Source organism: Dyella halodurans (genome assembly GCF_026283925.1).
Lineage (GTDB): Bacteria > Pseudomonadota > Gammaproteobacteria > Xanthomonadales > Rhodanobacteraceae > Dyella > Dyella halodurans.
The window spans coordinates 230,206-254,588 of the sequence record NZ_JAPDPF010000007.1 but is presented as its reverse complement, the minus strand read 5'-3'; the positions used below and the strand labels follow the sequence as shown (position 1 = coordinate 254,588).

General features: G+C 64.8%; 20 protein-coding genes. 9 read left to right on the top strand and 11 right to left on the bottom strand.

Translation table 11 applies throughout. The features are described from left to right. Positions 1-60: 60 nt before the first annotated feature. Positions 61-2,652 carry a bifunctional aconitate hydratase 2/2-methylisocitrate dehydratase gene (locus OUZ49_RS15425; RefSeq protein WP_266151392.1) on the bottom strand — a complete coding sequence of 864 codons (2,592 nt, stop codon included), beginning with the start codon at positions 2,650-2,652 and terminating at the stop codon, positions 61-63. Positions 2,653-3,058: 406 nt separating this feature from the next. Between OUZ49_RS15425 and acnA the strand changes: the two genes are divergently transcribed. Further along, on the top strand, positions 3,059-5,809 hold the full coding sequence (acnA, locus tag OUZ49_RS15420; RefSeq protein ID WP_266151391.1) for an aconitate hydratase AcnA: 2,751 nt from the start codon (positions 3,059-3,061) through the stop codon (positions 5,807-5,809). Positions 5,810-5,994: 185 nt separating this feature from the next. Here acnA and OUZ49_RS15415 read toward each other — a convergent pair whose 3' ends face one another. Continuing rightward, positions 5,995-6,432 (bottom strand): hypothetical protein, encoded by a 438-nt coding sequence (locus tag OUZ49_RS15415; RefSeq protein WP_266151390.1) that lies wholly within the window; start codon positions 6,430-6,432, stop codon positions 5,995-5,997. A gap of 134 nt (positions 6,433-6,566) precedes the next feature. Here OUZ49_RS15415 and OUZ49_RS15410 point away from each other — a divergent pair, with 134 nt between their 5' ends. Further along, positions 6,567-8,255 carry a long-chain-fatty-acid--CoA ligase gene (locus OUZ49_RS15410; RefSeq protein ID WP_266151389.1) on the top strand — a complete coding sequence of 563 codons (1,689 nt, stop codon included), beginning with the start codon at positions 6,567-6,569 and terminating at the stop codon, positions 8,253-8,255. Between the two features lie 74 nt (positions 8,256-8,329). On the opposite strand, the gene OUZ49_RS15405 is transcribed toward OUZ49_RS15410, so the two are convergent. Beyond that, positions 8,330-8,701: a PilZ domain-containing protein gene (locus OUZ49_RS15405; RefSeq protein ID WP_266151387.1), complete on the bottom strand. Its 372-nt coding sequence runs from the start codon at positions 8,699-8,701 to the stop codon at positions 8,330-8,332. Positions 8,702-8,798: 97 nt separating this feature from the next. Next, on the bottom strand, positions 8,799-9,974 hold the full coding sequence (dinB, locus tag OUZ49_RS15400; RefSeq protein ID WP_266151386.1) for a DNA polymerase IV: 1,176 nt from the start codon (positions 9,972-9,974) through the stop codon (positions 8,799-8,801). 471 nt (positions 9,975-10,445) lie between these two features. Here dinB and OUZ49_RS15395 point away from each other — a divergent pair, with 471 nt between their 5' ends. From OUZ49_RS15395 to arsC, 4 genes are read left to right on the top strand one after another with little or no spacing between them, the layout of a single operon-like run. Next, complete coding sequence (locus OUZ49_RS15395) at positions 10,446-11,351, top strand: segregation and condensation protein A (protein ID WP_380003975.1); 906 nt, start codon at positions 10,446-10,448, stop codon at positions 11,349-11,351. A gap of 59 nt (positions 11,352-11,410) precedes the next feature. Further along, a complete protein-coding gene (gene scpB / locus OUZ49_RS15390; RefSeq protein ID WP_266151385.1) occupies positions 11,411-12,286 on the top strand; it encodes an SMC-Scp complex subunit ScpB in 876 nt (291 codons plus the stop codon). Continuing rightward, entirely contained in the window at positions 12,283-13,815 is a 1,533-nt protein-coding gene (locus OUZ49_RS15385) for a pseudouridine synthase (protein ID WP_266151384.1), read from the top strand. The genes scpB and OUZ49_RS15385 overlap by 4 nt, the downstream gene beginning before the upstream one ends. A 14-nt stretch (positions 13,816-13,829) precedes the next feature. Next, positions 13,830-14,177, top strand: a complete 348-nt coding sequence (arsC, locus tag OUZ49_RS15380) for an arsenate reductase (glutaredoxin) (protein ID WP_266151383.1) — start codon at positions 13,830-13,832, stop codon at positions 14,175-14,177. A gap of 152 nt (positions 14,178-14,329) precedes the next feature. Here the strand turns inward: arsC and OUZ49_RS15375 are convergent, their stop codons facing one another. The 3 genes from OUZ49_RS15375 to OUZ49_RS15365 form a co-directional block, all read right to left on the bottom strand. Next, positions 14,330-15,133, bottom strand: a complete 804-nt coding sequence (locus OUZ49_RS15375; RefSeq protein WP_266151381.1) for an amidohydrolase — start codon at positions 15,131-15,133, stop codon at positions 14,330-14,332. After that, a complete protein-coding gene (locus OUZ49_RS15370; RefSeq protein WP_266151380.1) occupies positions 15,121-16,266 on the bottom strand; it encodes a pyridoxal phosphate-dependent aminotransferase in 1,146 nt (381 codons plus the stop codon). Before OUZ49_RS15370 ends, OUZ49_RS15375 begins: the two co-directional genes overlap by 13 nt. A 66-nt stretch (positions 16,267-16,332) precedes the next feature. Continuing rightward, the gene (locus tag OUZ49_RS15365) at positions 16,333-17,286 is read right to left on the bottom strand and encodes a LysR substrate-binding domain-containing protein (protein WP_266151379.1); all 954 of its coding nucleotides are present in this window, start codon (positions 17,284-17,286) and stop codon (positions 16,333-16,335) included. 114 nt (positions 17,287-17,400) lie between these two features. Between OUZ49_RS15365 and OUZ49_RS15360 the strand changes: the two genes are divergently transcribed. Continuing rightward, the gene (locus OUZ49_RS15360) at positions 17,401-17,985 is read left to right on the top strand and encodes an FMN-dependent NADH-azoreductase (protein WP_266151378.1); all 585 of its coding nucleotides are present in this window, start codon (positions 17,401-17,403) and stop codon (positions 17,983-17,985) included. 164 nt (positions 17,986-18,149) lie between these two features. Here OUZ49_RS15360 and OUZ49_RS15355 read toward each other — a convergent pair whose 3' ends face one another. Together OUZ49_RS15355 and OUZ49_RS15350 are read right to left on the bottom strand one after the other, a co-directional pair. After that, positions 18,150-19,826, bottom strand: coding sequence for an amidohydrolase (locus OUZ49_RS15355; RefSeq protein ID WP_266151377.1), 1,677 nt, complete (start codon positions 19,824-19,826; stop codon positions 18,150-18,152). A gap of 111 nt (positions 19,827-19,937) precedes the next feature. After that, entirely contained in the window at positions 19,938-20,174 is a 237-nt protein-coding gene (locus OUZ49_RS15350; RefSeq protein ID WP_266151376.1) for a hypothetical protein, read from the bottom strand. Between the two features lie 315 nt (positions 20,175-20,489). On the opposite strand from OUZ49_RS15350, the gene OUZ49_RS15345 reads away from it, so the two are divergent. After that, entirely contained in the window at positions 20,490-20,726 is a 237-nt protein-coding gene (locus OUZ49_RS15345; protein WP_266151374.1) for a hypothetical protein, read from the top strand. A 68-nt stretch (positions 20,727-20,794) separates the two neighbouring features. Further along, positions 20,795-21,703, top strand: a complete 909-nt coding sequence (ligD, locus tag OUZ49_RS15340) for a non-homologous end-joining DNA ligase (protein ID WP_266151373.1) — start codon at positions 20,795-20,797, stop codon at positions 21,701-21,703. A gap of 30 nt (positions 21,704-21,733) precedes the next feature. On the opposite strand, the gene recJ is transcribed toward ligD, so the two are convergent. Further along, complete coding sequence (gene recJ / locus OUZ49_RS15335; RefSeq protein WP_266151372.1) at positions 21,734-23,458, bottom strand: single-stranded-DNA-specific exonuclease RecJ; 1,725 nt, start codon at positions 23,456-23,458, stop codon at positions 21,734-21,736. Beyond that, positions 23,455-24,375, bottom strand: a complete 921-nt coding sequence (locus OUZ49_RS15330) for a phosphoglycerate mutase (protein ID WP_266151371.1) — start codon at positions 24,373-24,375, stop codon at positions 23,455-23,457. The genes recJ and OUZ49_RS15330 overlap by 4 nt, the downstream gene beginning before the upstream one ends. Positions 24,376-24,383 lie beyond the last annotated feature (8 nt).

The window sequence follows — 24,383 nt, the reverse complement described above, 5'->3', positions numbered from 1 at the left end:
GAAGCATAAACGACGAAGCCCGGCACAGGGCCGGGCTTCGCACGCGTTTCCTTACAACCTTCAGGCGGTGACGGTGTCAGCGACCTGCTGGTAGTCGGCGATCTGGTCGAAGTTCATGTACTTGTAGATCTTCTCGCCGTTGGCATTGATCACGCCGATGTCGGTCATGTACTCCGCCTTGGTCGGGATGCGCCCCAGACGCGAGCAGATCGCGGCCAGCTCGGCCGAACCCAGGTACACGTTGGAGTTCTTGCCCAGACGGTTGGGGAAGTTGCGGGTCGAGGTGGAGAACACCGTGGCGCCCTCGCGCACCTGCGCCTGATTGCCCATGCACAGCGAGCAACCCGGCATTTCCATGCGGGCGCCGGCAGTGCCGAGCACGCCGTAATGGCCTTCCTCGGTCAGCTGCTGCTGGTCCATCTTGGTCGGCGGGGCCACCCACAGCTTGGTCGGGATGTCGCGCTTGCCTTCCAGCAGCTTCGAAGCCGCACGGAAGTGACCGATATTGGTCATGCACGAACCGATGAACACCTCGTCGATGGTGGCACCGGCCACGTCGGACAGGGTCTTCACGTCGTCCGGGTCGTTCGGGCAGGCCACGATCGGCTCATGCACGTCGGCCAGGTCGATCTCGATCACCGCGGCGTACTCGGCGTCGGCATCGCGCTCCAGCAGCTTCGGATCGGCCAGCCAGGCTTCCATTGCCTTGATGCGGCGCTGCAGGCTGCGGGCGTCCTTGTAGCCCTGGGCGATCATGTACTTCAGCAGCGTGATGTTGCTGTTGATGTATTCGATGATCGGCGCCTTGTCGAGGTGCACGGTGCAGCCGGCGGCGGAACGCTCGGCCGAGGCATCGGACAGTTCGAACGCCTGCTCCACCTTGAGGTTCGGCAGACCTTCGATCTCCAGGATGCGGCCGGAGAAGATGTTCTTCTTGCCCTGCTTGGCGACCGTGAGCAGGTCCTGCTTGATCGCGTAGAGCGGAATCGCATTGACCAGGTCACGCAAGGTAACGCCCGGCTGCAGTTCGCCCTTGAAGCGCACCAGCACCGACTCGGGCATGTCCAGCGGCATCACGCCAGTGGCCGCGGCAAACGCGACCAGGCCGGAACCGGCCGGGAACGAGATGCCGATCGGGAAACGCGTGTGGCTGTCGCCGCCGGTGCCGACCGTGTCCGGCAACAGCATGCGGTTGAGCCAGGAGTGGATCACGCCGTCGCCCGGGCGCAGCGAGATGCCGCCACGGGTGCTGATGAATTCCGGCAGGGTATGGTGGGTCTTCACGTCCACCGGCTTCGGATAGGCCGCGGTGTGGCAGAACGACTGCATCACCAGGTCGGCGGAGAAGCCCAGGCAGGCCAGGTCCTTCAGCTCGTCGCGGGTCATCGGACCGGTGGTGTCCTGCGAACCCACCGAGGTCATCTTCGGCTCGCAATACGTGCCCGGGCGCACGCCCTCGCCTTCCGGCAGGCCGCAGGCGCGGCCGACCATCTTCTGCGCCAACGTAAAGCCCTTGCCCGTATCGACCGGCTGCTGCGGCAGGCGGAACAGGGTGGACACCGGCAGGCCCAGTGCCTCGCGCGCCTTGGCGGTGAGGCCACGGCCCACGATCAGCGGAATGCGGCCACCGGCGCGCACTTCGTCGAACAGCACGTCGGACTTCACCTGGAACTCGGCGATGACCTGGCCGTTCTTGAGCGCCTTGCCCTCGTACGGACGCAGCTCGACCACATCGCCCATCTCCATCTGGGAGACGTCGAGCTCGATCGGCAGCGCGCCCGCGTCTTCCATGGTGTTGTAGAAGATCGGGGCGATCTTGCTGCCCAGGCACACGCCGCCGAAGCGCTTGTTCGGGATGAAGGGGATGTCCTCGCCGGTGAACCACAGCACCGAGTTGGTGGCGGACTTGCGGCTGGAACCGGTGCCGACCACGTCGCCCACATAGGCGACCAGGTGGCCTTTTTCCTTCAGCGATTCAATGAAGGCGATCGGACCGCGCTTGCCGTCGTCTTCCGGCTGGAACGGCGCGCCGTCGCGCTTGTTCTTCAGCATGGCCAGCGCGTGCAGCGGGATGTCCGGGCGCGTGGTGGCATCCGGGGCCGGCGACAGGTCGTCGGTATTGGTCTCGCCCGGCACCTTGAACACGGTGATGGTCAGGCTTTCCGGCACTTCGGGCTTGCTGGTGAACCACTCCGCATCGGCCCAGCTCTGCAGCACGGCCTTGGCGTTGGCATTGCCCTTGTCAGCCTTTTCCTTGACGTCATGGAAGGCGTCGAACATCAGCAGCGTGTGCTTGAGCGCGTTGGCGGCGACGGCGCCGATCTGCGCATCGTCGAGCAGCTCGATCAGCGGATGGATGTTGTAGCCGCCCAACATCGTGCCGAGCAGTTCGGTCGCCTTCTCGCGCGAAATCAGCGCGCTCTTCTCGGTGCCAAACGCCACCGCCGCCAGATAGGACGCCTTGACCTTGGCCGCATCGTCCACGCCAGCCGGCACGCGATGGGTGATCAGCTCGACCAGGAAGGATGCCTCGCCCGCAGGCGGGTTCTTCAGCAGCTCGATCAGCTCGGCGGTCTGCGGGGCCGACAGCGGCAGCGGCGGAATGCCCTGCGCGGCGCGCTCGGCAACATGTTGGCGGTAGGCGTTTAGCATGTGATCTCGTCCGATGAACTACGAAAGAGGCAGCGTGCGTCTGTGGGCACAGGCGCTGGGGAGTCGCTGGCGCAAGCCGAATCCGGGTGGTCGCTACCGACGCGCGACAAGGCGCAAAACCCTGTCTCCATGCCGTTTTTCGACGACATATAAGCCGCTTATTTTGCCAGCCGCGGGGTAGTGCCCGCAACGCAAAGCAACGCTTCCGGCAGCGTTCGAAATCTTGCAAGGGCATGGTGCTGGAATGAGCATGGCGGGCGCTTGCACACTAGGCACCCCACCCCAAGCTGTTGCCTGTCCACCCAACTCACGCTTTTTTCTTGCAAAAACGCTCACACTGGCTGTTCTAGGATCACGCGTCTGCGCCTTGCGCGCTCGCTCGACTTTCGCAACAGGAGCCCTACCCATGCTGGATTCATTCGCCACCCGCGACACCCTCAAGGTCAACGGCAGCTCGTACCAGATCGCCAGCCTGACCAAGCTCGGTCAACGCTTCGACCTCAAGACCCTGCCCTATTCGCTGAAGATCCTGCTGGAAAACCTGTTGCGCCATGAGGATGGCCTCAATGTGACCGCGAAGGAGATCGAGGCGGTCGCGAACTGGAACGCCAAGGCCGAGCCGGACACCGAAATTTCCTTCATGCCGGCGCGCGTGGTGCTGCAGGATTTCACCGGCGTGCCCTGCGTGGTCGACCTGGCCGCGATGCGCGATGCGGTGGTGAAGCTGGGCGGCCATGCCAACCAGATCAATCCGCTGGCGCCGGCCGAGCTGGTGATCGACCACTCGGTGCAGGTCGACGTCTTCGGCTCGCCAACGGCGCTCGAGCAAAACGTCGAGATCGAATTCCATCGCAACCAGGAACGCTACTCGTTCCTGCGCTGGGGCCAGAAGGCCTTCAACAACTTCAAGGTGGTGCCGCCGCGCACCGGCATCGTGCATCAGGTGAACCTGGAGCATCTGGCCCGCGTGGTGTTCACCGCGAACAAGGACGGCACCGACTGGGCCTACCCCGACACCGTCTTCGGCACCGACTCGCACACCACCATGATCAATGGCATCGGCGTGCTCGGTTGGGGCGTGGGTGGCATCGAAGCGGAGGCGGCCATGCTCGGCCAGCCCTCGTCGATGCTGATTCCCCAGGTGGTCGGCTTCAAGCTCAAGGGCAAGCTGGCCGAAGGCGTCACCGCCACCGACCTGGTGCTTACGGTGACCCAGATGCTGCGCAAGCTGGGTGTGGTCGGCAAGTTCGTCGAGTTCTTCGGCGATGGCCTCAAGCACCTGCCGCTGGCCGATCGCGCCACTATCGCCAATATGGCACCCGAGTACGGCGCCACCTGCGGCATCTTCCCGGTCGACCAGGAAGCGCTCAACTATATGCGCCTGTCCGGCCGCGACGAGGCGCAGATCCGCCTGGTCGAGGCCTATGCCAAGGCCCAGGGCCTATGGCATGACGAGAACGCGCACGAGCCGCGCTTCAGCACCACGCTGGAGCTGGACCTGGCCGAGGTGAAACCCTCGCTCGCCGGCCCGAAGCGTCCGCAGGACCGCGTGTTGCTGGAAGGCGTGCAGAAGAGCTTCAAGGACGCCGTCGGTCCGTTGACCGCGAACCGCAAACCGAAGAATGGCGACACCGCAAACTTCGCCAATGAAGGCGGCGCCACCGCCATCGGCAACCCGGCCAACGACATCACCGATACCGGCGTGCGCGTCGAGATGCATGGCGAGAGCTTCAAGCTCGGCGACGGCGCGGTGGTGATCGCCGCCATCACCTCGTGCACCAATACGTCCAACCCGGCGGTGATGCTGGGCGCCGGCCTGGTCGCCAAGAAAGCGGCCGCCAAGGGGCTGAAGGCGCAGCCCTGGGTCAAGACCTCGATCGGCCCGGGCTCCCTGGTGGTCACCGATTACCTCGAGAAGACCGGCCTGCTCAAGGAGCTGGAAAAGATCGGCTTCTTTATCGTGGGCTATGGCTGCACCACCTGCATCGGCAATTCCGGCCCGCTGCCGCCCGAGATCAGCAAGGGTGTCGCGGAAGGCGACCTGGCCGTGGCCTCGGTGTTGTCGGGCAACCGCAACTTCGAGGGTCGCGTCCACCCCGAGGTGAAGATGAACTACCTGGCCTCGCCGCCGCTGGTGGTGGCCTACGCGCTGGCCGGCACGCTGGATATCGACCTGACCAAGGACGCCCTCGGCACCGGCAGCGATGGCAAGCCGGTGTATCTGAAGGACATCTGGCCGAGCAACAAGGAAATCTCCGACACCATCGCCGGTGCCATCAATCCGCAGATGTTCGAGAAGAACTATGCGGACGTGTTCAAGGGCGACAGCCGCTGGAACCAGATCGCCTCGCCGGACGGCGACCTGTTCCGCTGGGACGACTCCACCTATATCAAGAACCCGCCGTACTTCGAGGGCATGAGCGCGCAGCCCGGCAGCATCGAGGACATCCACGGTGCAAGAGTGCTGGGCCTGTTTGGCGACTCGATCACCACCGACCATATCTCGCCGGCCGGCTCGATCAAGAAGGACAGCCCGGCGGGCCGCTTCCTGATCGGCAAGGGTGTCGACCCGAAGGACTTCAACTCCTACGGTTCGCGCCGCGGCAACGACGACGTGATGGTGCGCGGCACCTTCGCCAATATCCGCATCAAGAACCTGATGCTCAATGGCGTCGAAGGCGGCTACACCTTGCACGTGCCGTCGGGCGAGCAGCTGGCCATCTACGACGCGGCCATGAAGTACAAGGCGGAGAAGACGCCGCTGGTGGTGCTGGCCGGCAAGGAATACGGCACCGGCTCGTCGCGCGACTGGGCCGCCAAGGGCACCTTGCTGCTGGGCGTGAAGGCAGTGATTGCCGAGAGCTTCGAGCGCATCCACCGCTCCAACCTGGTCGGCATGGGCGTGCTTCCCTGCCAGTTCGAGGACGGCCAGAATGCGCAGTCGCTAGGCCTTACCGGCAAGGAGACGTTCGACATCACCGGCCTCGACGGCGGCGAGTCGAAGACCGCCAAGGTCACCGCGACCGCGGCCGATGGCAGCAAGAAGGAGTTCACCGTGAAAGTGCTGCTGCTGACGCCGAAAGAACGCGAATTCTTCCGCCACGGCGGCATCCTGCAATACGTGCTGCGCCAGCTCGCCGGAAAGAAGGCGGCCTGAGTCTGACGGAAACGCCGCCCTTGGGGCGGCGTTTCTTTTCGGTGCGGACTTCACCCCATCCAGCCAATCTCACCGTCATCCCAGCGAAGGCTGGGATCCAGTGTCTTACGTGCACTCCGGAGAGAGCAAAGTCGCTGGATCCCAGCTTCCGCTGGGATGACGGTGTGGATGGGCGTGTGTTGCCGCTACATCTGCGGTACCCAGGTAGCCGAATAGCAAAGCCATTGATGGCCATCGCGGCGCCACGCCGTCTCGACCTGATACACACCCATCTGTGCTGGCAGCAGTTTTCCGCCGCTGGTCAGGGTGACGGTAAAGCGCGCGACGTATCGCTCGCCCCGTTGCTCCAATTCGACCGGCCCGCTCAAGGCATGAATCGTCTCGCCGCGCAAAGCCGCAGCACGCAGCAGCTGCAGAAGGTCGCTACGTGCCAGGGCGCCCGCGTTGCCATCGAAGTCCTCGCTAAGCACCTCGGCAAGCGCCGACGCGTGCGCGTGCTCGGCAGCATTCGCCGCCGCGTCAATGCCTTGCCGGATAAGCGCCTCGTCAGGAGTGGACCGGCAGCCGGCCAGTACCGCCAGAGCGACCGTGCAGAACAGTATTTTCGACCGAATTTTTCTCATCGACGGCATCCGGAAATCTCGTTGCAACGCGGCTTGCTGCTATACGCGAGCGTATGCTCCAATGACCCATCATCATGCCGCACCCGCGCCATCGTCACCAACGGGCCGGTCAATACAGGAGCTTTGGATCCAACATGAGCATTGAGCGTCCGTGGCTGGCCCATTACCCGGAAGGCGTCCCCGCCCAGATCGACGTCAATCAGTACGCCTCCGTGGCAGCGGTGCTGGAAGAAGCGTTCGAGCGGTTCCGCGATCGTCCTGCGTTCGCCAACTTCGGCAAGCAGATCAGCTACAGCCAGGTCGATGAGATGAGCCGCCGGTTCGCCGGCTACCTCACCGGCGAGCTCAAGCTCAGCAAGGGCGATCGCATCGCGATCATGATGCCCAACGTCCTGCAGTACCCGATTGCGCTGTTTGGCGCGCTGCGTGCGGGCCTGGTGGTGGTCAACACCAATCCCATGTACACCGCGCGCGAACTCAAGCATCAGCTTGAGGACTCCGGCGCCAAGGCCATCGTGGTGCTCGACAACTTCGCTGCCACCTTGCAGCAGGTGGTTGCCGAGACCGAGGTCAAGCACATCGTCACGACAGGCATCGGCGATTTGCTGGGCGTCAAGGGCGTGATGATCAACTTCGCGCTCAAGCACATCAAGAAAATGGTGCCGCCGTTCGAGCTGCCGCACGCGGTGCGCTTCGACGACGCACTGGCCCGCGGCGCCAGCCATGCGCTGGCCCCGGTGGAACTGGGCCACGACGACATCGCGTTCCTGCAGTACACCGGTGGCACGACCGGCGTCGCCAAGGGTGCCATGCTCACGCACGGCAACATGATTGCCAACATGCTGCAGGCCGGTGCCTGGGTCGGCAGCAACACCAAGCCGGGCGAGGAAGTCATCATTACCGCCCTGCCGCTGTATCACATCTTTTCGCTTACCGCGAACGGGCTGGTGTTCCTGCGCCTTGGCGGTTTGAACTGGCTGGTCACCAATCCGCGCGACATGCCAGGCTTCGTCAAGGAGCTGAAGCAGTCCGGCTTCACGGCCATCACCGGCGTCAACACGCTGTTCAACGGCCTGCTCAATACGCCAGGTTTCGCCGAACTGGATTTCTCCCGCCTGCACCTGTCCCTGGGTGGCGGAATGGCGGTGCAGCGCGCCGTGGCCGAGCGCTGGAAGAAGGTGACGGGCGTCACCCTGGTGGAGGCCTATGGGCTCACCGAGACGTCGCCCGCGGCATGCATGAATCCGCTGGACCTGAAGGCCTACAACGCCTCGATCGGCCTGCCCATTCCTTCCACCGATGTCGCCATCTGGTCCGAGGACGGCCTGCCGCTGCCGCAGGGCGAGGTGGGCGAACTGATGGTGCGCGGCCCGCAGGTGATGAAGGGTTATTGGCAGCGCCCGGACGAAACCGCCAAGGTGCTGGCGGCCGACGGCTGGCTGCACACCGGCGACATCGCGCGCATGGATGAGAACGGCTACTTCTACATCGTCGACCGCAAGAAGGACATGATCCTGGTCTCCGGCTTCAATGTGTATCCGAACGAAGTCGAGGACGTGGTGATGCAGCACCCGGGCGTGGCCGAAGTGGCGGCGGTCGGCGTGCCGGACGAGCACTCCGGCGAAGTGGTCAAGCTCTACGTGGTGCGCAAGGACCCGAAGCTGACGGTGGAGGAACTGAAGAAGTTCTGCCACGACAATCTCACCGGCTACAAGCGCCCCAAGATCATCGAGTTCCGCGACTCGCTGCCCAAGAGCAACGTGGGCAAGATCCTGCGTCGCGAACTGCGTGACGAAAAGCAGCCGGCTGCCGCGCACAGCTGACCTTTCGCAACGGCTGCAACGCAAACGCCCCCCTTTCGGCGGGCGTTTTCATGTGGGAGCATCCGCCCGGGGACTCACTCTTCGTTCCACAACTCCAGTATATCGGCGTAACCGCCCAGCAAGTTCCACAGCGGCACCTGCTTGTCCTCGGGGATGCGCGTATAGGCAAAGCCCAGGTGGCGCTCCGACACCCGCGCCACCTGCGCCTCCAGGTGGATATGCAGGTCGTGGCCGAAGATCATGTCCAGGATCCAGCTTTGGCCGATCTCGCCATGCCAGCCGAGCGGCCGACGCAGCAGGACCCCGGTCGCGGAGATGTCCACCAGTTCGGTCGGATGCGACTCGTCGACACGGCTCATCAGTACCGTGGTTTCGATACGCATACGCGCCGGTCGCAACTGCTCCGGATCGGAGCCGTTCCTGGCGTTGTCTTCCGCTCTGCTCATACCTGGTGTCCTCTCCCCGCACCACGCACATGGTGGCGCTATCACGTTCTTCCTGAAAGCACCCCACCTTGTCGATGTGGAGCGTTCCGCTACAACTTCAATCCTGCTTGCCCGAGCGCAGCACCCCGCCACGCACCAGGCTGCCCGAACCGAAACGCAAATTGACCCGATCCTGCACCTCGTCCGTCACGCGCCCTTTCGGCGTCGCGCTGAACATGTCGCCCTGCCGCTGCTCCGCAAAGCCGGACAGGCTGACACCCATAAGGCGCAGGCGCGGTCGCGATTGCGTCTGCCACCAAATCTCTAGCAAGCGTCGTGCCACACCATAGATGTCGCTGGCAGACGCACTCGTTGCGTGCATTTGCGCCTGGCGAGTATGTGTGACAAACGGTGGCTCGCGTAGTTTCAGCGTGACCGTGCGCCCTTGCAGCCCGCGCCGCCGCGCACGCGCGGCAATACGCTCGCACTGCCGCAGCAACCACGATTCGGCCAGCACCTTATCCGTCAGATCGACCTCAAAGGTGTGTTCGGAGCCCATGGATTGTTCGGCCTGCGCGGGCTCGACGCAACGCTCATCTTCCCCTCGCGCCAGCGCCTGCAGCGATGCGGCCTGACGCCCCAGCGCACTGGCAAGACGCGCCGTGTCACATGCTGCCAATTCGCCGATGGTACGGATACCCAGGCGAAGTAGTGTCTGTTCGGTCACACGGCCGACAGTCCACAAGCGCCCCACCGGTAACGGCGCGAGCTCGGAGGCGGCCTGATCGAAGGAAATGCGGTGGAAGCCGTCGGGTTTGGACAGTTCGCTCGCCAGCTTGGCCAGCAGCTTGTTGGGCCCCATGCCCACCGAGGCCACCAGGCGGGTGCGCTGCAGGATCGCGCCCTTGATGCGACGCGCGATCACCTCGATCGGCCCCAACAGCCGCAGGCTGGCGCCCACATCCAGAAACGCCTCGTCCAGCGACAGTCCCTCGACCATCGGCGTCACCTCATGGAAGATCTCGAAGATTTGATCCGAGATGGCCTCATAGCGGTCCATGCGGGGCCGCAGATAGCAGCCATCGGGACACAACCGTCGGGCCTGCGCCGTGGGCATGGCCGAACGCACGCCAAAACGGCGCGCTTCATAACTGCAGGTGGAGACAACCCCACGCGGCCCCAGGCCGCCAACGATCACCGGCAACCCGCGCAGCTCTGGACGGTCGAGCTGCTCCACCGCCGCATAGAAGGCGTCCATATCAACATGAATGATTGCGCGTTGGGTCGTCGGCATGACTTGCTATTTTGACGCCGGACGGGCGCCAGGTGTACTGGACTTGCCGGCTTACAGCGGCTAATCTTGGTCTCGCAAAGGTCCAAGGGTGCGCCGCACGATCGGCCAAGATCGACCGCAACGGCCCCCATTCCGATGCACTCAGCCGACCTATTGAACAGCCAATGACGCGGGTTTCGTCACGTTTTGGCTTGCGTCCTTGCCGTGATCTTTACGCGCCAGAGCCGCTCAAAGGTCGTTCACGGTCAGCCTGGTCGAAACGCGAATGGCGCGATTTCATCATGCATGCCCGTGACGGTGACGCGAGGCGCACCGGCTAGGCATCGCGCAAGTTAGCTTCAAAGGATTGCCAGCCAGTGGCCGCGATCCGTGCGGGGACATTCGTCGAACGAATGCCGATGGGACAGAACGTTTCCTATAACGTGTTGAAAGCAACGCAAGCCGTCATGGGCGGCCCAACGACATGTATTGATGAGTACTGAGCCAACCGAGCCTCAGGCGGTCACAGCGCCGCAAGACGCGTTTGCGTCGGTACCGCAACAGCAGGAAATGCCGCTGGCCATCGTGCGCGGCGAACCGATGTTGCAGATGCCGCAGGACCTGTACATCCCGCCGGATGCGCTCGAGGTCATACTCGAGGCGTTCGAAGGGCCGCTGGATCTTTTGCTCTACCTGATCCGTCGGCAGAACCTGGACATTCTCGATATCCCTGTCGCCGAGATCACCCGGCAGTACATGGACTACATCGAGATGATGCGCGACGTGATGCGCCTGGAGCTGGCCGCCGAATACCTGTTGATGGCGGCCATCCTCGGCGAGATCAAATCGCGGCTGCTGCTGCCGCGGCCGCCGGCCGAGGAAGGCCTGGAGGAAGACCCTCGCGCCGAGCTGGTCAGGCGGTTGCAGGAGTACGAGCGCTTCAAGCGGGCGGCGGAAGACATCGACGCCCTGCCCCGCATGGAGCGCGATTTCGCGCCAGCCCACGCCGATGTGGGCGAGCGCAACGTGATCAAGCTGCCACCACCGCTCGATCTCAAGGAAATGCTGCTGGCGCTGAAGGACGTGATGCACCGCGCCGAGCTGTTCGGGCATCACGCCATCAAGCGCGAGGCGCTTAGCGTCCGCCAACGCATGGGCGAACTGCTGGCTCGGCTGGACGACCACACGTTCCAGCGCTTCGAGACACTGTTCGACGTGAGCGAAGGACGCCTGGGCGTGGTGGTGACGTTCCTGGCCATGCTGGAGCTGGCCAAGGAGATGCTGGTGGAGATTGTGCAGGAAGAAGCGCTGGCGCCGATTTACGTCAGAGCCAAGATGGGACGCGCCGAGGAGCCCGTCGAAGACATCGCCGACGAACCGGCCGCCGCTGCCGAATAGGCCGCAGCCATCCGCCGGCACCCAATGAATCCGCATCCGACCTGAGAGCCATGCTCTAAATGCAGATCGAGCAACTCAAACCCATTATCGAGGCGGCGCTGCTGGCGACCACGCAGCCGATGACCATCCCCCAGTTGCTGGAGCTGTTCGGCGAGGAGGACGAGGTCGGTCGCGAGGAGGTGGCCAAGGCGCTGGAAGCGCTGGCCGCGGACTGCAGCGGCCGCGGCGTGGAGCTGCAGGAAGTGGCTTCCGGCTTCCGCTACCAGGTCCGCCAGGACATGCATCAGTGGCTGTCGAAGATGTGGACGGAACGGCCTAGCCGCTATTCCCGAGCCTTGCTGGAAACGCTGGCCTTGATCGCCTACCGCCAGCCGATCACCCGCCCGGAGATCGAACAGATCCGCGGCGTGGTGGTGTCCTCCAGCATCATCAAGACCATGGAAGAGCGCGAATGGATCCGCGTGGTCGGCTACCGGGACGTTCCCGGCAAGCCCGCGCTGTTCGGTACCACCCGCGCCTTCCTCGACTACTTCAACCTGAAATCGCTGGACGAGCTGCCACCGCTTTCGGAAATCCGCGACATGGAAGACCCGCAGATGCGGATCGACCAGAATCCCCTCCCTGCCCGCATCGTGCGCGACCTGCCGATCGATCCGGACGAAGAGAACGAACCCCTGGTGGTAGCCGGCGAAGACGTCGTGGCGATCACCGGCGAAACGTCCGAACCCATGGATGGCGACCTGGCCCAGAAGCCCGCCATTGTCGAAGCACCTTCCGAAGAACAAGCGCTGACCATTGACGTTGCCAGCGCACCATCCGAACCCGGCGCTGCCACGCACGCCGTATCACCGACAGACACTGCCGACGAGGCAGCGACCCGCGCGGACGCCGACCACGGCGACGCCACGCAAGACACTGAGGAGTACCGCGCATGACTGCGCCGCAAAAATCCGTTTTGACCCTTAAGCGCACCCCGCGCGAAGACGCCGCCCCCGCGCTTGAAGAGCGCCTGCACAAGGTGCTGGCCAATGCCGGCCTCGGCTCGCGTCGCATGCTGGAGCAGCGCATCCAGGCTGGCGAAGTTGAATTGAATGGCGCGCCCGCCACCATTGGCGCCGGCGTCCATGCCGGCGACCGCGTGGTGCTGGACGGCAAGCAGTTCATCGTCGCCACCGACAACCGCGACGAGACCGAAGTGCTGGTCTATCACAAGCCCGAAGGCGTGGTGACCACGCGCGAGGATCCCGAAGGCCGTCCCACCGTGTTCGAACAGCTGCCGCGCCTCAAGGGTGCGCGCTGGGTCGCCGTGGGTCGTCTGGACATCAACACCACCGGCCTGCTGCTGCTCACCACCGATGGCGAGTTGGCCAACGCACTGATGCACCCCAAGAGCGGGCTCGAGCGCGAATACCTGTGCCGCGTCCACGGCGAAGTGCCCGATGAAATCATCGAGAAGCTGAAAGCCGGGGTGGAACTGGAAGACGGCCCCGCCCGCTTCGACGAGATCGCCGTGATCAGCCGCGGCGGCAGCCATAGCTGGTTCCGCGTGGTGATCCGCGAAGGCCGCAATCGCGAAGTGCGCCGCTTGTGGGATTCCCAGGGTTTCCTGGTCAGCCGCCTGAAGCGCATCCGCTACGGCAGCATCGAACTGCCGCGCACCCTGCGTCGCGGTGATTGCGAAGCGCTGGGCGAGGAGTCGGTCAAGGAGCTGCGCAAGACCACGGGCCTTGGCGCACCGCAGCCGGTGCTCACCTTGAGCCCGGTACTGCACCAGCGGCGTGCGCCGCGCAACGTCACCGAGTATCGCCCCGAGCGCGGCGCCACCGGCGGCTACAGTTCCGGCTATCAGGACGAGGCACGCGAACTGCGCGCCTACGATCGCATTCGCGAGGAACCCGCGCGCGGCAAGCAGCAGCGCCGTCGCCCGGGTGGCAAGGAAGTGAACGGCAACGTCGCCCGCCCCGAGCGCTCGGGCAACACCATGCAGCGTAACAAGAACCGGCGTGGCGTCGCCCCGGGCCAGGAGCTGCCGTCGGTGCGCACCTGGTTCGCTGGCGAGAGCCGTGAAGGTGGCCGCAGCGGCGGCCCCGCCGGCCCTGGTGCAGGCGCCGGCAACCGTCGCGGTCCTGGTGGTGGCAAGCCGTTCGGTGCTCGCTCGGCCGAAGGCGGCAACAAGCCGTACGGTGGACGCCCCGCGGAAGGCGGCAGGTCGTTTGGCGGCGGTCGCGGCACGGCCGAAGGGCGCGGAAGCAGTCCGTATGGCGGCGCTGGCGCCGGCAACACGGGCGGCAATCGCGGCGGCAAGCCGGCTGGCCGTCCCGGTCAGGGACAAGGCGGCCGACCGCAATCGCGCGGCGGCAATCGCCCCCAAGGCGCTGGCGGCCCGCGTCCGCATGGCGGCGGTGGACGTCCGCACGGCGGTGGTGGCGGCAGTCGCGGTGGTAACCGCAGCGGCAACCGCTGAGCCTGCAGCTGTCCATGACGGTACGCATCTATCACAACAACCGCTGCTCGAAGTCGCGCGAGACCCTGGCGCTACTCGAGGCGCGAGACCAGGTGTGCGAGGTGATCAACTACCTCGACACGCCACCCAGCGCCGCCGAGCTGTCGCAACTGCTGGACATGCTCGGCATGACGCCGCGCGACCTGATGCGCAAGGGCGAGGCGGAATACAGCGAGCTGGGTCTGGATGACCCCTCGCTCGATGACACGACGCTTATCGCTGCACTGGCCAGTCATCCGCGACTGATCGAGCGCCCGATCGTGGTCGCCAACGGCAAGGCCGCGATCGGCCGGCCACCGGAAGCGGTGCTGGCGATTCTCTAGGACGAGAACCAACGAAGGCCGCCCCCTCGGCGGCCTTCGTGCCTGCTCCCCTGTTTCGCCCGCTCGATGCAGATGCTAGGTCGCAGCGCGATGCATAGCCATTCCACAAGCGCTCTATGACGGACGTCAGAGGGAGACGCGCGGCTATTCCTTCAGCCAACGTCGAGCGTGAAGCGGTCGGCATCCATCCACGCAGGGAATCGTTCGCGATGCGCGAGCAGCGGTGCGGGATCCACCGTGACGGTCACCACCTGCTCCTGTGATCCGAGCTCGACCAGCGCTTCGCCGACCGGATCGATCACCGCGCTGTCGCCCGCATAAGGCAGCTCGTTGCCATCGACGCCTACGCGATTAAGGCCAACGACGTAGCTCAGGTTTTCGATCGCGCGTGCGCGCAGCAAGGTGCGCCACGGCTGTCGGCGCGGCGCCGGCCAGTTCGCCACGAACAAGGCAAGGTCGTAGTCCATGCCGCCGGTTGCTTCTGCGCGGCGACCATTGCGCAGCCACACGGGAAAGCGCAGGTCGTAGCAAACCTGCGGCAGGATGCGCCAGCCCTTGAGTTCCACGACCAGCCGCTCGCTACCGCCGCCATAACGCGTATGTTCGCCCGCCATGCGAAACAGATGACGCTTGTCGTACTGCTCGTAGCTGCCGTCGGGACGCGCCCAGATCAGGCGGTTGTAGACCGTGTCGTCCTCGCGAATGGCGAGGCTGCCGCAGACCACGGCGTCGACCTCGGACGCCAAGGCACGCATCCACGCCACCCCTTCGCCCTCCATCGTCTCGGCACTGGCGCGGGTGTCATTGCTGAAGCCGGACATGAAGGTTTCCGGCAACACGACCAGATCAGTCTGTCCCACCACTCGCCGCACCAGCTCGCCGTAGTAGGCGCGATTGGCCGGCGCATCGTGCCAGCGCGTCGCGCCCTGCACCAGGCTTATTCTCAAAGTTTGCATAGACGCTCCGCGGCAGCTTCCATGGTGGCATCGCTCTTGGCGAAGCACAGGCGCAACAGGTGGGTGCCCGGCGCAACGTCGTAGAACGGCGTCAACGGAATCGCCGCCACGCCGCCTTCCTTCACCAGCCACTCGCTAAAAGCGATGTCGTCCTGCTGGCTGATGGCCGAGTAGTCCACCAACTGGAAATAGCCACCCGGCACATCGAGCAGCTTCAGCCGCGACGGCTTGATCAAGTCGCGGAAGCGATCGCGCTTAGCTTGGTAGAACGCCGGCAGCTCCAGGTAGTGCTCCAGCGTGCTCGCCATGAATTCCGCGAACGCGACCTGGGCCGGATGAAACGTGCAGAACGTGAGGTATTGATGCACCTTGCGGAACTCCGCCGACAGCGCCTTCGGCGCCACCGCATAGCCCAGCTTCCAGCCGGTGCAGTGATAGGTCTTGCCGAACGACGACACCACGAAGCTGCGCTCGGCCAGTTCCGGATGACGCAACACGCTCTCGTGCTGGGCGCCGTCGTACACGATGTGTTCGTACACTTCGTCCGACAGCACCACGATCTCGGTATCTCGCACGATATCGGCGAGCTCTTCCAGATCGGCCGACGACAGCACCGCACCGGTCGGGTTATGCGGGCTGTTGATCAGGATCATGCGCGTCCTGGGCGTCACCGCATCACGCACACGCTGCCAGTCGACCGCGAAGGTCGGCGCGACCAGCGGGATATGCACCGCACGCGCACCCTGCAGCTCGATCGCCGGCTCGTAGCTGTCATAAGCCGGATCGAACACGATCACCTCGTCGCCCGCCCGCACGACCGCGGCAATGGCGGCGAACAGCGCCTCGGTGGCGCCCGACGTTACCGTGACCTCGCTATCGGCACTGATCTTGCGGCCATACATGCGCTCGGTCTTGAGCGCGATCTGCTCGCGCAGCGACGGCAGGCCGATGCCCGGCGCATATTGGTTGCGGCCTTCGCCCATGGCGCGGGTGATCGCATCGCGCAGCGGCTGCGGCGGCTCGAAATCCGGGAATCCCTGGCCAAGGTTGACCGCCTTGTGCTCCATCGCCAGCTGGCTCATGACGCTGAAGATGGTGGTTCCCACTTTCGGAAGCTTGGTGTCGATATGCATGATTCGGATGTCTGGATGGCTAAATGGGATGCTAGCACGCGGCATGGCGCGCGCCTGGTCAAGGAATCAGAGGAACTTGCTGCATTCCTCGTGGTTGCGGCGCACCGCGTCCGGCAATTGCTCGGCCAGGAAATCGACGAACGCGCGCACGCCGGGCAGCAGGCCACGGCGGCTGGGATAAACGAAATGCATGGTGCCCTGTGGCACGCTCCATTCGGGCAACACCACTTCCAGCTCGCCACGCGCTACCGCCGGTCCACAGACGAACTCGGGCAGCAGGGTCACGCCGATGCCGCGCTTGGCCCCCGCCAGCAACGCAGCGAAATCGCCGCAGATCAGGCGCGGCTGGATATCGACCACGACGCGCTCGCCCTGGGCATCGAGCAGCTCCCAGCTCTGCGCACCCTCGTGCTCGTTCATGGTCAGGGCCGGCAGGCCGGACAGGTCCGCGGGAACCTGCGGGCGACCGTGCCGCTTGAGCAGATCGGGGCTGGCCACCGGCAAGACGCGCGACTGGCCGAACGTGCGCATGACCAGGGTGGCGTCGGTATCCAGCTTGCTGCGTACGCGGATCGCCACGTCGAAGCCTTCGCCGATCACGTCGACGCGCCGGTCGGTGGCCTGCAGGCGCACCTGCATCTTGGGGTGCTGCGCCAGGAAATCCGGCAGGACATGCGCCAGCACCGACTGCACCAGGGAAACCGGGCAGCTCACCCGCACCACGCCGCGGGGTTCGGAGCGCAACTCGTCCACCGCGTCCTGGGCCGCCCGCGCCTCTTCCAGTACGGCGCGGCAGTGACCGTAGAAGCGCTCGCCCACTTCGGTCACCACGAAACGGCGGGTAGTCCGTTGTAGCAAGCGCACGCCCAGGCGCTCTTCCAGCTGGGCAATGCGCTTGCTCAGGCGCGATTTGGGGATGCCCAGGGCCCGTCCTGCGGAGGAGAAACCGCCGTGTTCGACCACGGCCGCGAAGAAGTACAGGTCGTTGAGGTCCTGCAGGGCGCCATCCAACACCGTCATCACCGTTTCCTTGATGGAACAATACGTTCGATTTTACCCGGCTTATCAGTCAATTGTCGCGAATGTACCTTAGCTCGGTCGCCGGTAGACCCGGCCCGTCACTGAGGAAACACCATGAAACTGTTGCATCTCGACGCCAGCGCCCTGGGTGGCCACTCTGTTTCACGTGGCCTGACCGCCGCCATCGTAGCCGAACTGACCCGTGGCCAGCCCGGCACCGAAGTGGTCTACCACGACCTGGTGGCCAACCCGCTTTCACACTGGACCCCGGTCTCCGACGCCAGCGATCCGAGCACCGTGCTCGGCGCCCAGATGATGGACGACTTCCTCGCCGCCGACGTGGTGGTCATCGGTGCGCCGATGTACAACTTCTCGATCCCGAGCCAGCTCAAGGCGTGGATCGATCGCATTGCCGTGGCCGGCAAGACGTTCCGCTACGGCCCCAACGGTCCGGAAGGCCTGGCTGGTGGCAAGCGCGTGATCATCGCCTCCAGCCGTGGCGGCATCTATAGCGAAGGCAGCGCCGCTCAGTCGTTCGACTTCCAGGAACCCTACCTGCGTGCCGTGTTCGCCTTCCTTGGCGTCACCGACATCGAGTTCGTGCGTGCCGAAGGCGTGGCGATCAGCGAGGACAACAAGGCTGAATCGTTGAAGTCGGCCCACGCCAGCATCGGTGTGGTGTCGCGCAAGGCGGCTTAAGCCCTTACTTCCTCTCCCCTCGGGGGAGAGGACTGAGGTGAGGGGTGGGTGCTCGCTGGAAAGTTCAAGCGAAGCCCGCTTGTCAGTTGGCCCTATCGCAAGATTGGCCCCTCACCCTACCCTCTCCCCGGAGGGGAGAGGGAAATGCCAAGGCAACGCCGCGCTTACTGCGCGGCGTTTGTCGTTTCCGCCTTGTAAACGACCTTGCCATCCACCCAGGTGCTCATCGGTTTCAGGTCGGCGATCTGCCGCGGTGCTACCTTGAGAGGGTCGCCATCCAGCACCACGAAGTCCGCGCGCATGCCCGGCTTGAGCATGCCTACGTCGTTTTCCATGAAGCCGGCATAGGCGGCCCCACGGGTGAAGCCCGCCAGCGCTTCGAGGCGACTCACGCGCTGATCCGGCAGCCAGCCGCCCGGCGGATGCCCGTTCAGATCCTGCCGGGTGACCGCGGCATAGATGCCCAGCATCGGGTTGACATGCTCCACCGGGAAGTCGGAGCCGAACGCCAGCGGCACGTTGTCATGGATGAAACGCTGCCACGCATAGGCGCCCTTCAGTCGCTCGGCACCCAGGCGCTGCTCGGCCCACGGCATGTCGGAGGTGGCATGGGTCGGTTGCATCGAAGCGATCAGCCGCAGTTGCGCGAACCGCGGGATATCGTCGAGCGCCACGATCTGCGCATGCTCGACGCGCCAGCGGTGATCGCTCTTCGCATCGTCGCCCAGCACGGCCTGGTAGGTATCGAGCACCATGCGGTTGCCACGGTCGCCGATGGCATGCGTCGCCACCTGCACATGGCAGCGATGCGCCTTGTCGACGGCGGTGCGATACGCATCGGGTGACGTCACCAGGATGCCGCGGTTGCCGTGATCGTCGTTGTAGTCAGCCAGCAAGGCCGCGCCACGGCTGCCCAACGCACCATCCATGTAGAGCTTCACCGTGCGCATCTGCAGACGCCCGCCGGCATCCGCCCAATGGCCGCCTTGCGCGCAGAGCCAGTCGAGTGCGGCGTGGTTGCCGTCGGCCATCTCGTAGAGACGCAGCGGAATCTCGTGCGCCGCGGCCATTTCCTGCAGCACCTTGAAATCATCGAGGCTGACGCCCGGATCATGCACGCCCGTCAAACCGGCGGCCACGGCGTCCGCGAAGGCGGCCTTGTAGGCATCGCGGGTCTGCGCGTGGGTCAACGGCGGCATCGCATCGCCCACCAGATGCTGGGCACCATCCACCAGTACGCCACTGGCTTTCTGGCCTGCGCGCACAATGCGACCGCCCTCGGGCTGCCAGTCGCCATCAAGCGCTTTCGTCGCCCGCTTCATCGCCGCCGAATTGACCCAGACGGCATGGCCGTCGATGCGCTCCAGATAGACCGGTCGATCGGGAAAGAGCCCGTCCAGGTCCGCCGCGGTGGGGAACTGTTTGCCGGCCCAATGGTTCTGGTCCCAGCCGCGCCCCACCAGCCAGGCGTCCTTCGGCAACTTGGCCGCAAAGGCCTTGAGGCGATCCAGGATCTCCGCCTTGGAGCGGGTGCCGACCAGATCCACCTGGATGTGCGTCATGCCGAGGCCCAGCATATGGCCATGGGCGTCAATCAGACCCGGGATGACCGTGGACCCTTTCGCATCGACCTTGGCAGCATCCGGATAACGCGTCTGCAGGTCAGTGGCATCGCCGACGGCGAGCAGACGGCCATCATTGCCCCAGGCCAGCGCGGTGGCTTCCGGCTGGGCGGGGTCCATGGTGTGGATATGTGCGTTGACCAGCAAGGTGGCCGCCTGCAACGGCAGGACGGCCAAGGCCAGCAAGGCGACCGAGGAGCAACGAAGCGACCAGCGCATGGGTAGGTTCCCTGAGGAGACGTAGGCGACTTTGCCTAGCCCATGCGATTCAGACAAGCGGCCGTGCAGCAGCCCGTACGCCTTCGACGATGTCCTGCCCCCTCGTCGCCCTCAGGCTGCCGACATGGTCGACGCGGCAGTACGCGAAAATTTCGCGAGGCGAATGCTCGATGCCGGACCCGGCATTTCCACGCAGACGGCACGCCCCGAACGCAGATGCTCGTCGCGGGCCACCTCCCGGGCCAGATTGATGGCCGCTTCCAGACGCAGGTCACCGAACAGCGAAAGGCCAGAACGCCACACGCTCCAATGCCCTTCGTTGGACTGCTTGAGCGAATACGTGACCATCGTCAGACCCTGTCAGAAAGGATGCCTCGCCACGACCCGATGGGCGTGGAGCGAGCCCACCAGGCTGCCCTTGGTGGACTGAGCAAGAATGCCCTCGTTCATCCATGGGACCTATCGGTCTCTCACTGATTGTGAGGTAGGAATTTCCCTACATCGATCCGTCCATCACACGCTCCTTAGGGGGGGGGCGCAGACCTCCCTGAATAGACGAGAAGCACAATCTGAACCAACCCGCCCGGCACGCATCTCCCCATCACTCGTGATTAACCGCCGGACTTGCAGTTTCGTACCCCTCACGTCACGGGACCAAGTCTGATGACGCATGAAACGGAGGATCCCCGGTTGGGCCTGATCAGGGCGTTCGATGAACTGTTGCGGCTCTACCGTTTGTTGGAAAAGGAGAACGCCCTGCTTCGCGAGCAGCTGAGAAGGCATGCCGTCGGCGAAATGCAGATACGCGAGACCGAGCGAGCGATGCTGCGCCTCAGAGGCATGGCGCCTGACGACATACTGGAGCGGCTGCGGGCCTTGCTTGCAGCACGTGCCTCCTGATCGGCCTGTCGGCTTGCGAGCAGTACGCTGCTGCTCGTGTATCGGACTCATCCCAAGGTAGCCGCCGCATGAACACGCGTCACATCGAAGGCATCGTCATCACGCACCCCGAGCGCGTGCTCTATCCCGATGACGGCATTGCCAAGCGTGATGTCGCCGCTTACTACGCGGCGGTGATGGACTGGTTTCTTCCCGGCGTGGCAGGACGCCCAATATCGGTGTTGCGTAGCCCTGAAGGCATCGGGCAAGCCGGTTTTTTCCAGAAACATCCTTTTCCCGGACTGAAACACGTCAGCCATATCCGCCTGAAGGAAGAAAGTGGTGCGATGGACGACTATCTATGCCCCCGCGATGCGAAGTCCGTCATCGAACTGGTGCAATTCGGCGCGATCGAATTCCATCCGTGGAGCGCCAAGGCCGAGACCCTGGACCATGCCGACTACCTCGTCTTCGACCTCGATCCGGCGCCCGGCATACCTTGGCCGGAGGTCGTTGCAGCCGCGCGGTTGATCAGGAAGCAGCTTGATGACGCGATGCTGGAGAGCCTGGTTCGCACAAGCGGTGGCAAGGGCCTGCATGTGGTCGTGCCACTGCACCCGGCGTGTGCCTGGGATGATGCAAGGCGGTTCACCCAGGCGTTTGCACGACGCCTGGCATCGACGCATCCGCATACCTTCATCGCCAAGGCGTCCAAGCAGGAACGGTCAGGAAGAATCTTCATCGACTATCTACGGAACACGCGGGGAGCCACCTCCATCGCGTCGTATTCGTTGCGTGCGCGCACCGGCGCACCGGTCGCCATGCCCATGCGCTGGGACGAATTGGGCAAGAGCCAGAGTGGCCATGATTTCGATATCCATTCGGCGCGTCGGCGCCTTGCCAGGCTCAAACGCGACCCATGGCAGGACTTCGGCTCGATGCGCCAGGACCTGCATCGAGCGCTGGAGGTGTTTGCGCCGATCGAGGACGTCCACTGATCGGCCGGATGCCTGGCGCTGTACGAAGTACTACGTCGACTGCAGCGCCTCGATATGCCGCAACAACAGGCGCGGACTCTCGCGCCCCTGCCAGTCGTTGATCACCAGTTCGTAGACCGCGCGCAGTGACACCGGCGGCGGCGAGCCTTCGTAGGCATTGAACATCACCGCATCATGTACCGAACCATCGCGCGGGTCGCGCAGGCTCAGGCGCAAATGCCGCTCGCCCATCAAGCGCCAGCTCGCGCATTCGAACACGTTGTCGAAGACGGGCTCGGGAAACGCCTGCCCCCAGGGGCCCGCCGCGCGCAACTGGTGTGCCAGTTCCAGCGTCGCCGCGCCAGGCGGCAACTCGCCATCGGACAGCTGCACGGCCTGCAGCTGGTCCTGGTCCAGCCATTCACGCGCAATCGCATCAAACGCGGCGGCGAAGCGCGGGTAGTCCGCTGTCTTGAGGCTCAGGCCGGCGGCCATCGCATGCCCGCCAAAGCGCTCGATCAGGCCGGGATGACGCGCGTCGATCATCGCCAGCGCGTCGCGGATATGAAAACCGGCGATGGATCGCGCTGATCCGCGCAACTCGTCGGCGGCATCTTCGCTGGCCGGCGCGAAGGCGATCACGGGCCGATGAAGTCGTTCTTTCAGTTTCGATGCCACCAGGCCAACCACGCCGGCATGCCAACTCGGCTCGAACAGCGCCACGCCGACCGCGTCGGTGTCGGCAGCGCGCGCCACCATCACTTCCGCCTCGGCCACCATCGCCGCCTGCAGCTCACGCCGTTCCTGGTTGATGGAGCTCAGCAACTCCGCATAGTGGCGCGCCTGCGACACATCGTCGGTGAGCAGGCACTCGACGCCCAGGCGCATGTCTTCCAGCCGGCCAGCCGCATTCAGGCGCGGCCCAATGGCATAGCCCAGGTCGCTGGCGCAAAGCGTGGCCAGGCTGCGCTTACTTGCTTCGACCAGCGCCACCACACCCGCGCAAGCGCGACCGCCACGAATACGCTTGAGGCCCGCTTCGACCAGTACGCGGTTATTGAAATCCAGCGGCACCAGATCCGCCACGGTGCCGACGGCGACCAGATCCAGCAGCACTGAAAGATCCGGTTCCTGCCCTGGCGCGAAATCGCCCTGCTCGCGCAAGGCCGCGCGCAAGGCGAGCAACAGGTAGAACATCACGCCCACGCCGGCGAGTGCCTTGCTGGGAAATTCATCGCCGGCCAGATTGGGATTGACCATGGCGTCGGCGGCCGGCAACTGCTCGCCCGGCAGGTGATGATCCGTGACGATGACGCGGATGCCCTGCTGTTGCGCCACCGCCACGCCAGCCACGCTCGCCACGCCGTTGTCGACGGTGACGATCAATTGCGGCTTGGGCTGCAACGACTCGACCAGCGCCGGACTGAGTCCGTAGCCGTGGATGAAGCGATTCGGCACCGCGTAGTCGACCTGACGCGCGCCCAGCATGCGCAGTCCGCGAACCGCCACGGCCGTGCCGGTGGCGCCGTCGCAGTCGTAATCGCCGGCGATGAGGATCAACCAGTCGCCGCGAATCGCTTCAATCAACAGTGCCACCGCCCGCTCCAGCCCACCCAACTGTTGCGGAGCAAGCAGGCGCGCCAGGCGATATTCGGCATGTTCAGGGCACAGCACGCCGCGGGCAGCGTAAACCTGTTGCAGGACCGGATGGACGGCCGTACTCCAGCCATGCGGTACACCTTGCGGCAGGCGTCGACGCAGGCTGACCACCCTCATTGGCTACTCCCGCGCCAGAAACGCAGGCGATGCCAGGGATGGCTCAACCAGCGCTCACCGCTGGCGAAGCTCAGTTGCAGCGGCTGGCGCCGGGCGAGCACCTGCACGCTGGCCAACCAGGTGGTGGCGATCTCGTCCACGGGCAGATCCTGCAGATCGATCATCCAGCCCGGTGCGGCCGCCTCGACGCTTGCAGCCGAGCGCGCGGCGACAGAAATACCGGCACGCTTGGCCAGTGCGCCAAGCAATACATCGTCGCCAATGACACCGGCCAGCCGAGTACGCACCACATCGGGCAAGCGCCCACCGCCCCACAGCCACAGGCTATTGATTGGCGGCATGCCGCGCGCACGACGCTCGGCATTGAGCGGATGCTGATGCAACAGCACTTGCACCTCATTGATCAGGACGCGCCAACGACGTCCGTCCGCACCTTGCGGCAGATGTTCGAACAGGTCTTCGCCCAGCGCCTGTTCGGGCGCGGCGAAGGCCGGCAACGGTGCGTCGGTGGGCAGGCGCAGATGCCAATGATCCGGCGATGAAACCTCGAGGATCATCCCGGCATCGCCGAAGACCGGCTTCAATGGCCTGGCGAACGCCTGCGCCTCTTCCATGCTCAACTGCATCTGCCCACAGGCAAGCAGGCGCACGCCGTTGAGATCCGGCTGCACCCAGGCGGGATCGGCGCACAGCCAGCTGGCATCGGCCGCATCGCCGGCCATCAGTTCACGCGTCAAGGCGGCGGCAGGCAGGCCACCGGGAACGACGAAACGCTCGGCCAGTCCCGCGAGATATCCCTTGGCGCCGGAGGCCAGGCCATCCGCCTTGCGCAACAGCGCACGCACGGGATGCTGGGGATCGAAACGCCCGAGGTCGGGCAGCCACAATTCCAGCGGATTCGACCCGGGAGCATTCATGCGCTGAC

What these genes read in the sequence shown, in the direction of transcription:
- OUZ49_RS15405 (WP_266151387.1), bottom strand. Translation starts at nt 8,701, where the DNA reads ATGAGCAGAGCGGAAGACAACGCCAGGAACGGCTCCGATCCGGAGCAG.
- OUZ49_RS15330 (WP_266151371.1), bottom strand. Translation starts at nt 24,375, where the DNA reads ATGAATGCTCCCGGGTCGAATCCGCTGGAATTGTGGCTGCCCGACCTC.
- scpB (WP_266151385.1), top strand. Translation starts at nt 11,411, where the DNA reads ATGCAGATCGAGCAACTCAAACCCATTATCGAGGCGGCGCTGCTGGCG.
- OUZ49_RS15370 (WP_266151380.1), bottom strand. Translation starts at nt 16,266, where the DNA reads ATGCATATCGACACCAAGCTTCCGAAAGTGGGAACCACCATCTTCAGC.
- OUZ49_RS15425 (WP_266151392.1), bottom strand. Translation starts at nt 2,652, where the DNA reads ATGCTAAACGCCTACCGCCAACATGTTGCCGAGCGCGCCGCGCAGGGC.
- OUZ49_RS15395 (WP_380003975.1), top strand. Translation starts at nt 10,446, where the DNA reads ATGAGTACTGAGCCAACCGAGCCTCAGGCGGTCACAGCGCCGCAAGAC.
- dinB (WP_266151386.1), bottom strand. Translation starts at nt 9,974, where the DNA reads ATGCCGACGACCCAACGCGCAATCATTCATGTTGATATGGACGCCTTC.
- acnA (WP_266151391.1), top strand. Translation starts at nt 3,059, where the DNA reads ATGCTGGATTCATTCGCCACCCGCGACACCCTCAAGGTCAACGGCAGC.
- ligD (WP_266151373.1), top strand. Translation starts at nt 20,795, where the DNA reads ATGAACACGCGTCACATCGAAGGCATCGTCATCACGCACCCCGAGCGC.
- OUZ49_RS15345 (WP_266151374.1), top strand. Translation starts at nt 20,490, where the DNA reads ATGACGCATGAAACGGAGGATCCCCGGTTGGGCCTGATCAGGGCGTTC.
- OUZ49_RS15410 (WP_266151389.1), top strand. Translation starts at nt 6,567, where the DNA reads ATGAGCATTGAGCGTCCGTGGCTGGCCCATTACCCGGAAGGCGTCCCC.
- OUZ49_RS15415 (WP_266151390.1), bottom strand. Translation starts at nt 6,432, where the DNA reads ATGAGAAAAATTCGGTCGAAAATACTGTTCTGCACGGTCGCTCTGGCG.
- arsC (WP_266151383.1), top strand. Translation starts at nt 13,830, where the DNA reads ATGACGGTACGCATCTATCACAACAACCGCTGCTCGAAGTCGCGCGAG.
- OUZ49_RS15350 (WP_266151376.1), bottom strand. Translation starts at nt 20,174, where the DNA reads ATGGTCACGTATTCGCTCAAGCAGTCCAACGAAGGGCATTGGAGCGTG.
- OUZ49_RS15360 (WP_266151378.1), top strand. Translation starts at nt 17,401, where the DNA reads ATGAAACTGTTGCATCTCGACGCCAGCGCCCTGGGTGGCCACTCTGTT.
- OUZ49_RS15375 (WP_266151381.1), bottom strand. Translation starts at nt 15,133, where the DNA reads ATGCAAACTTTGAGAATAAGCCTGGTGCAGGGCGCGACGCGCTGGCAC.
- OUZ49_RS15385 (WP_266151384.1), top strand. Translation starts at nt 12,283, where the DNA reads ATGACTGCGCCGCAAAAATCCGTTTTGACCCTTAAGCGCACCCCGCGC.
- OUZ49_RS15355 (WP_266151377.1), bottom strand. Translation starts at nt 19,826, where the DNA reads ATGCGCTGGTCGCTTCGTTGCTCCTCGGTCGCCTTGCTGGCCTTGGCC.
- OUZ49_RS15365 (WP_266151379.1), bottom strand. Translation starts at nt 17,286, where the DNA reads ATGACGGTGTTGGATGGCGCCCTGCAGGACCTCAACGACCTGTACTTC.
- recJ (WP_266151372.1), bottom strand. Translation starts at nt 23,458, where the DNA reads ATGAGGGTGGTCAGCCTGCGTCGACGCCTGCCGCAAGGTGTACCGCAT.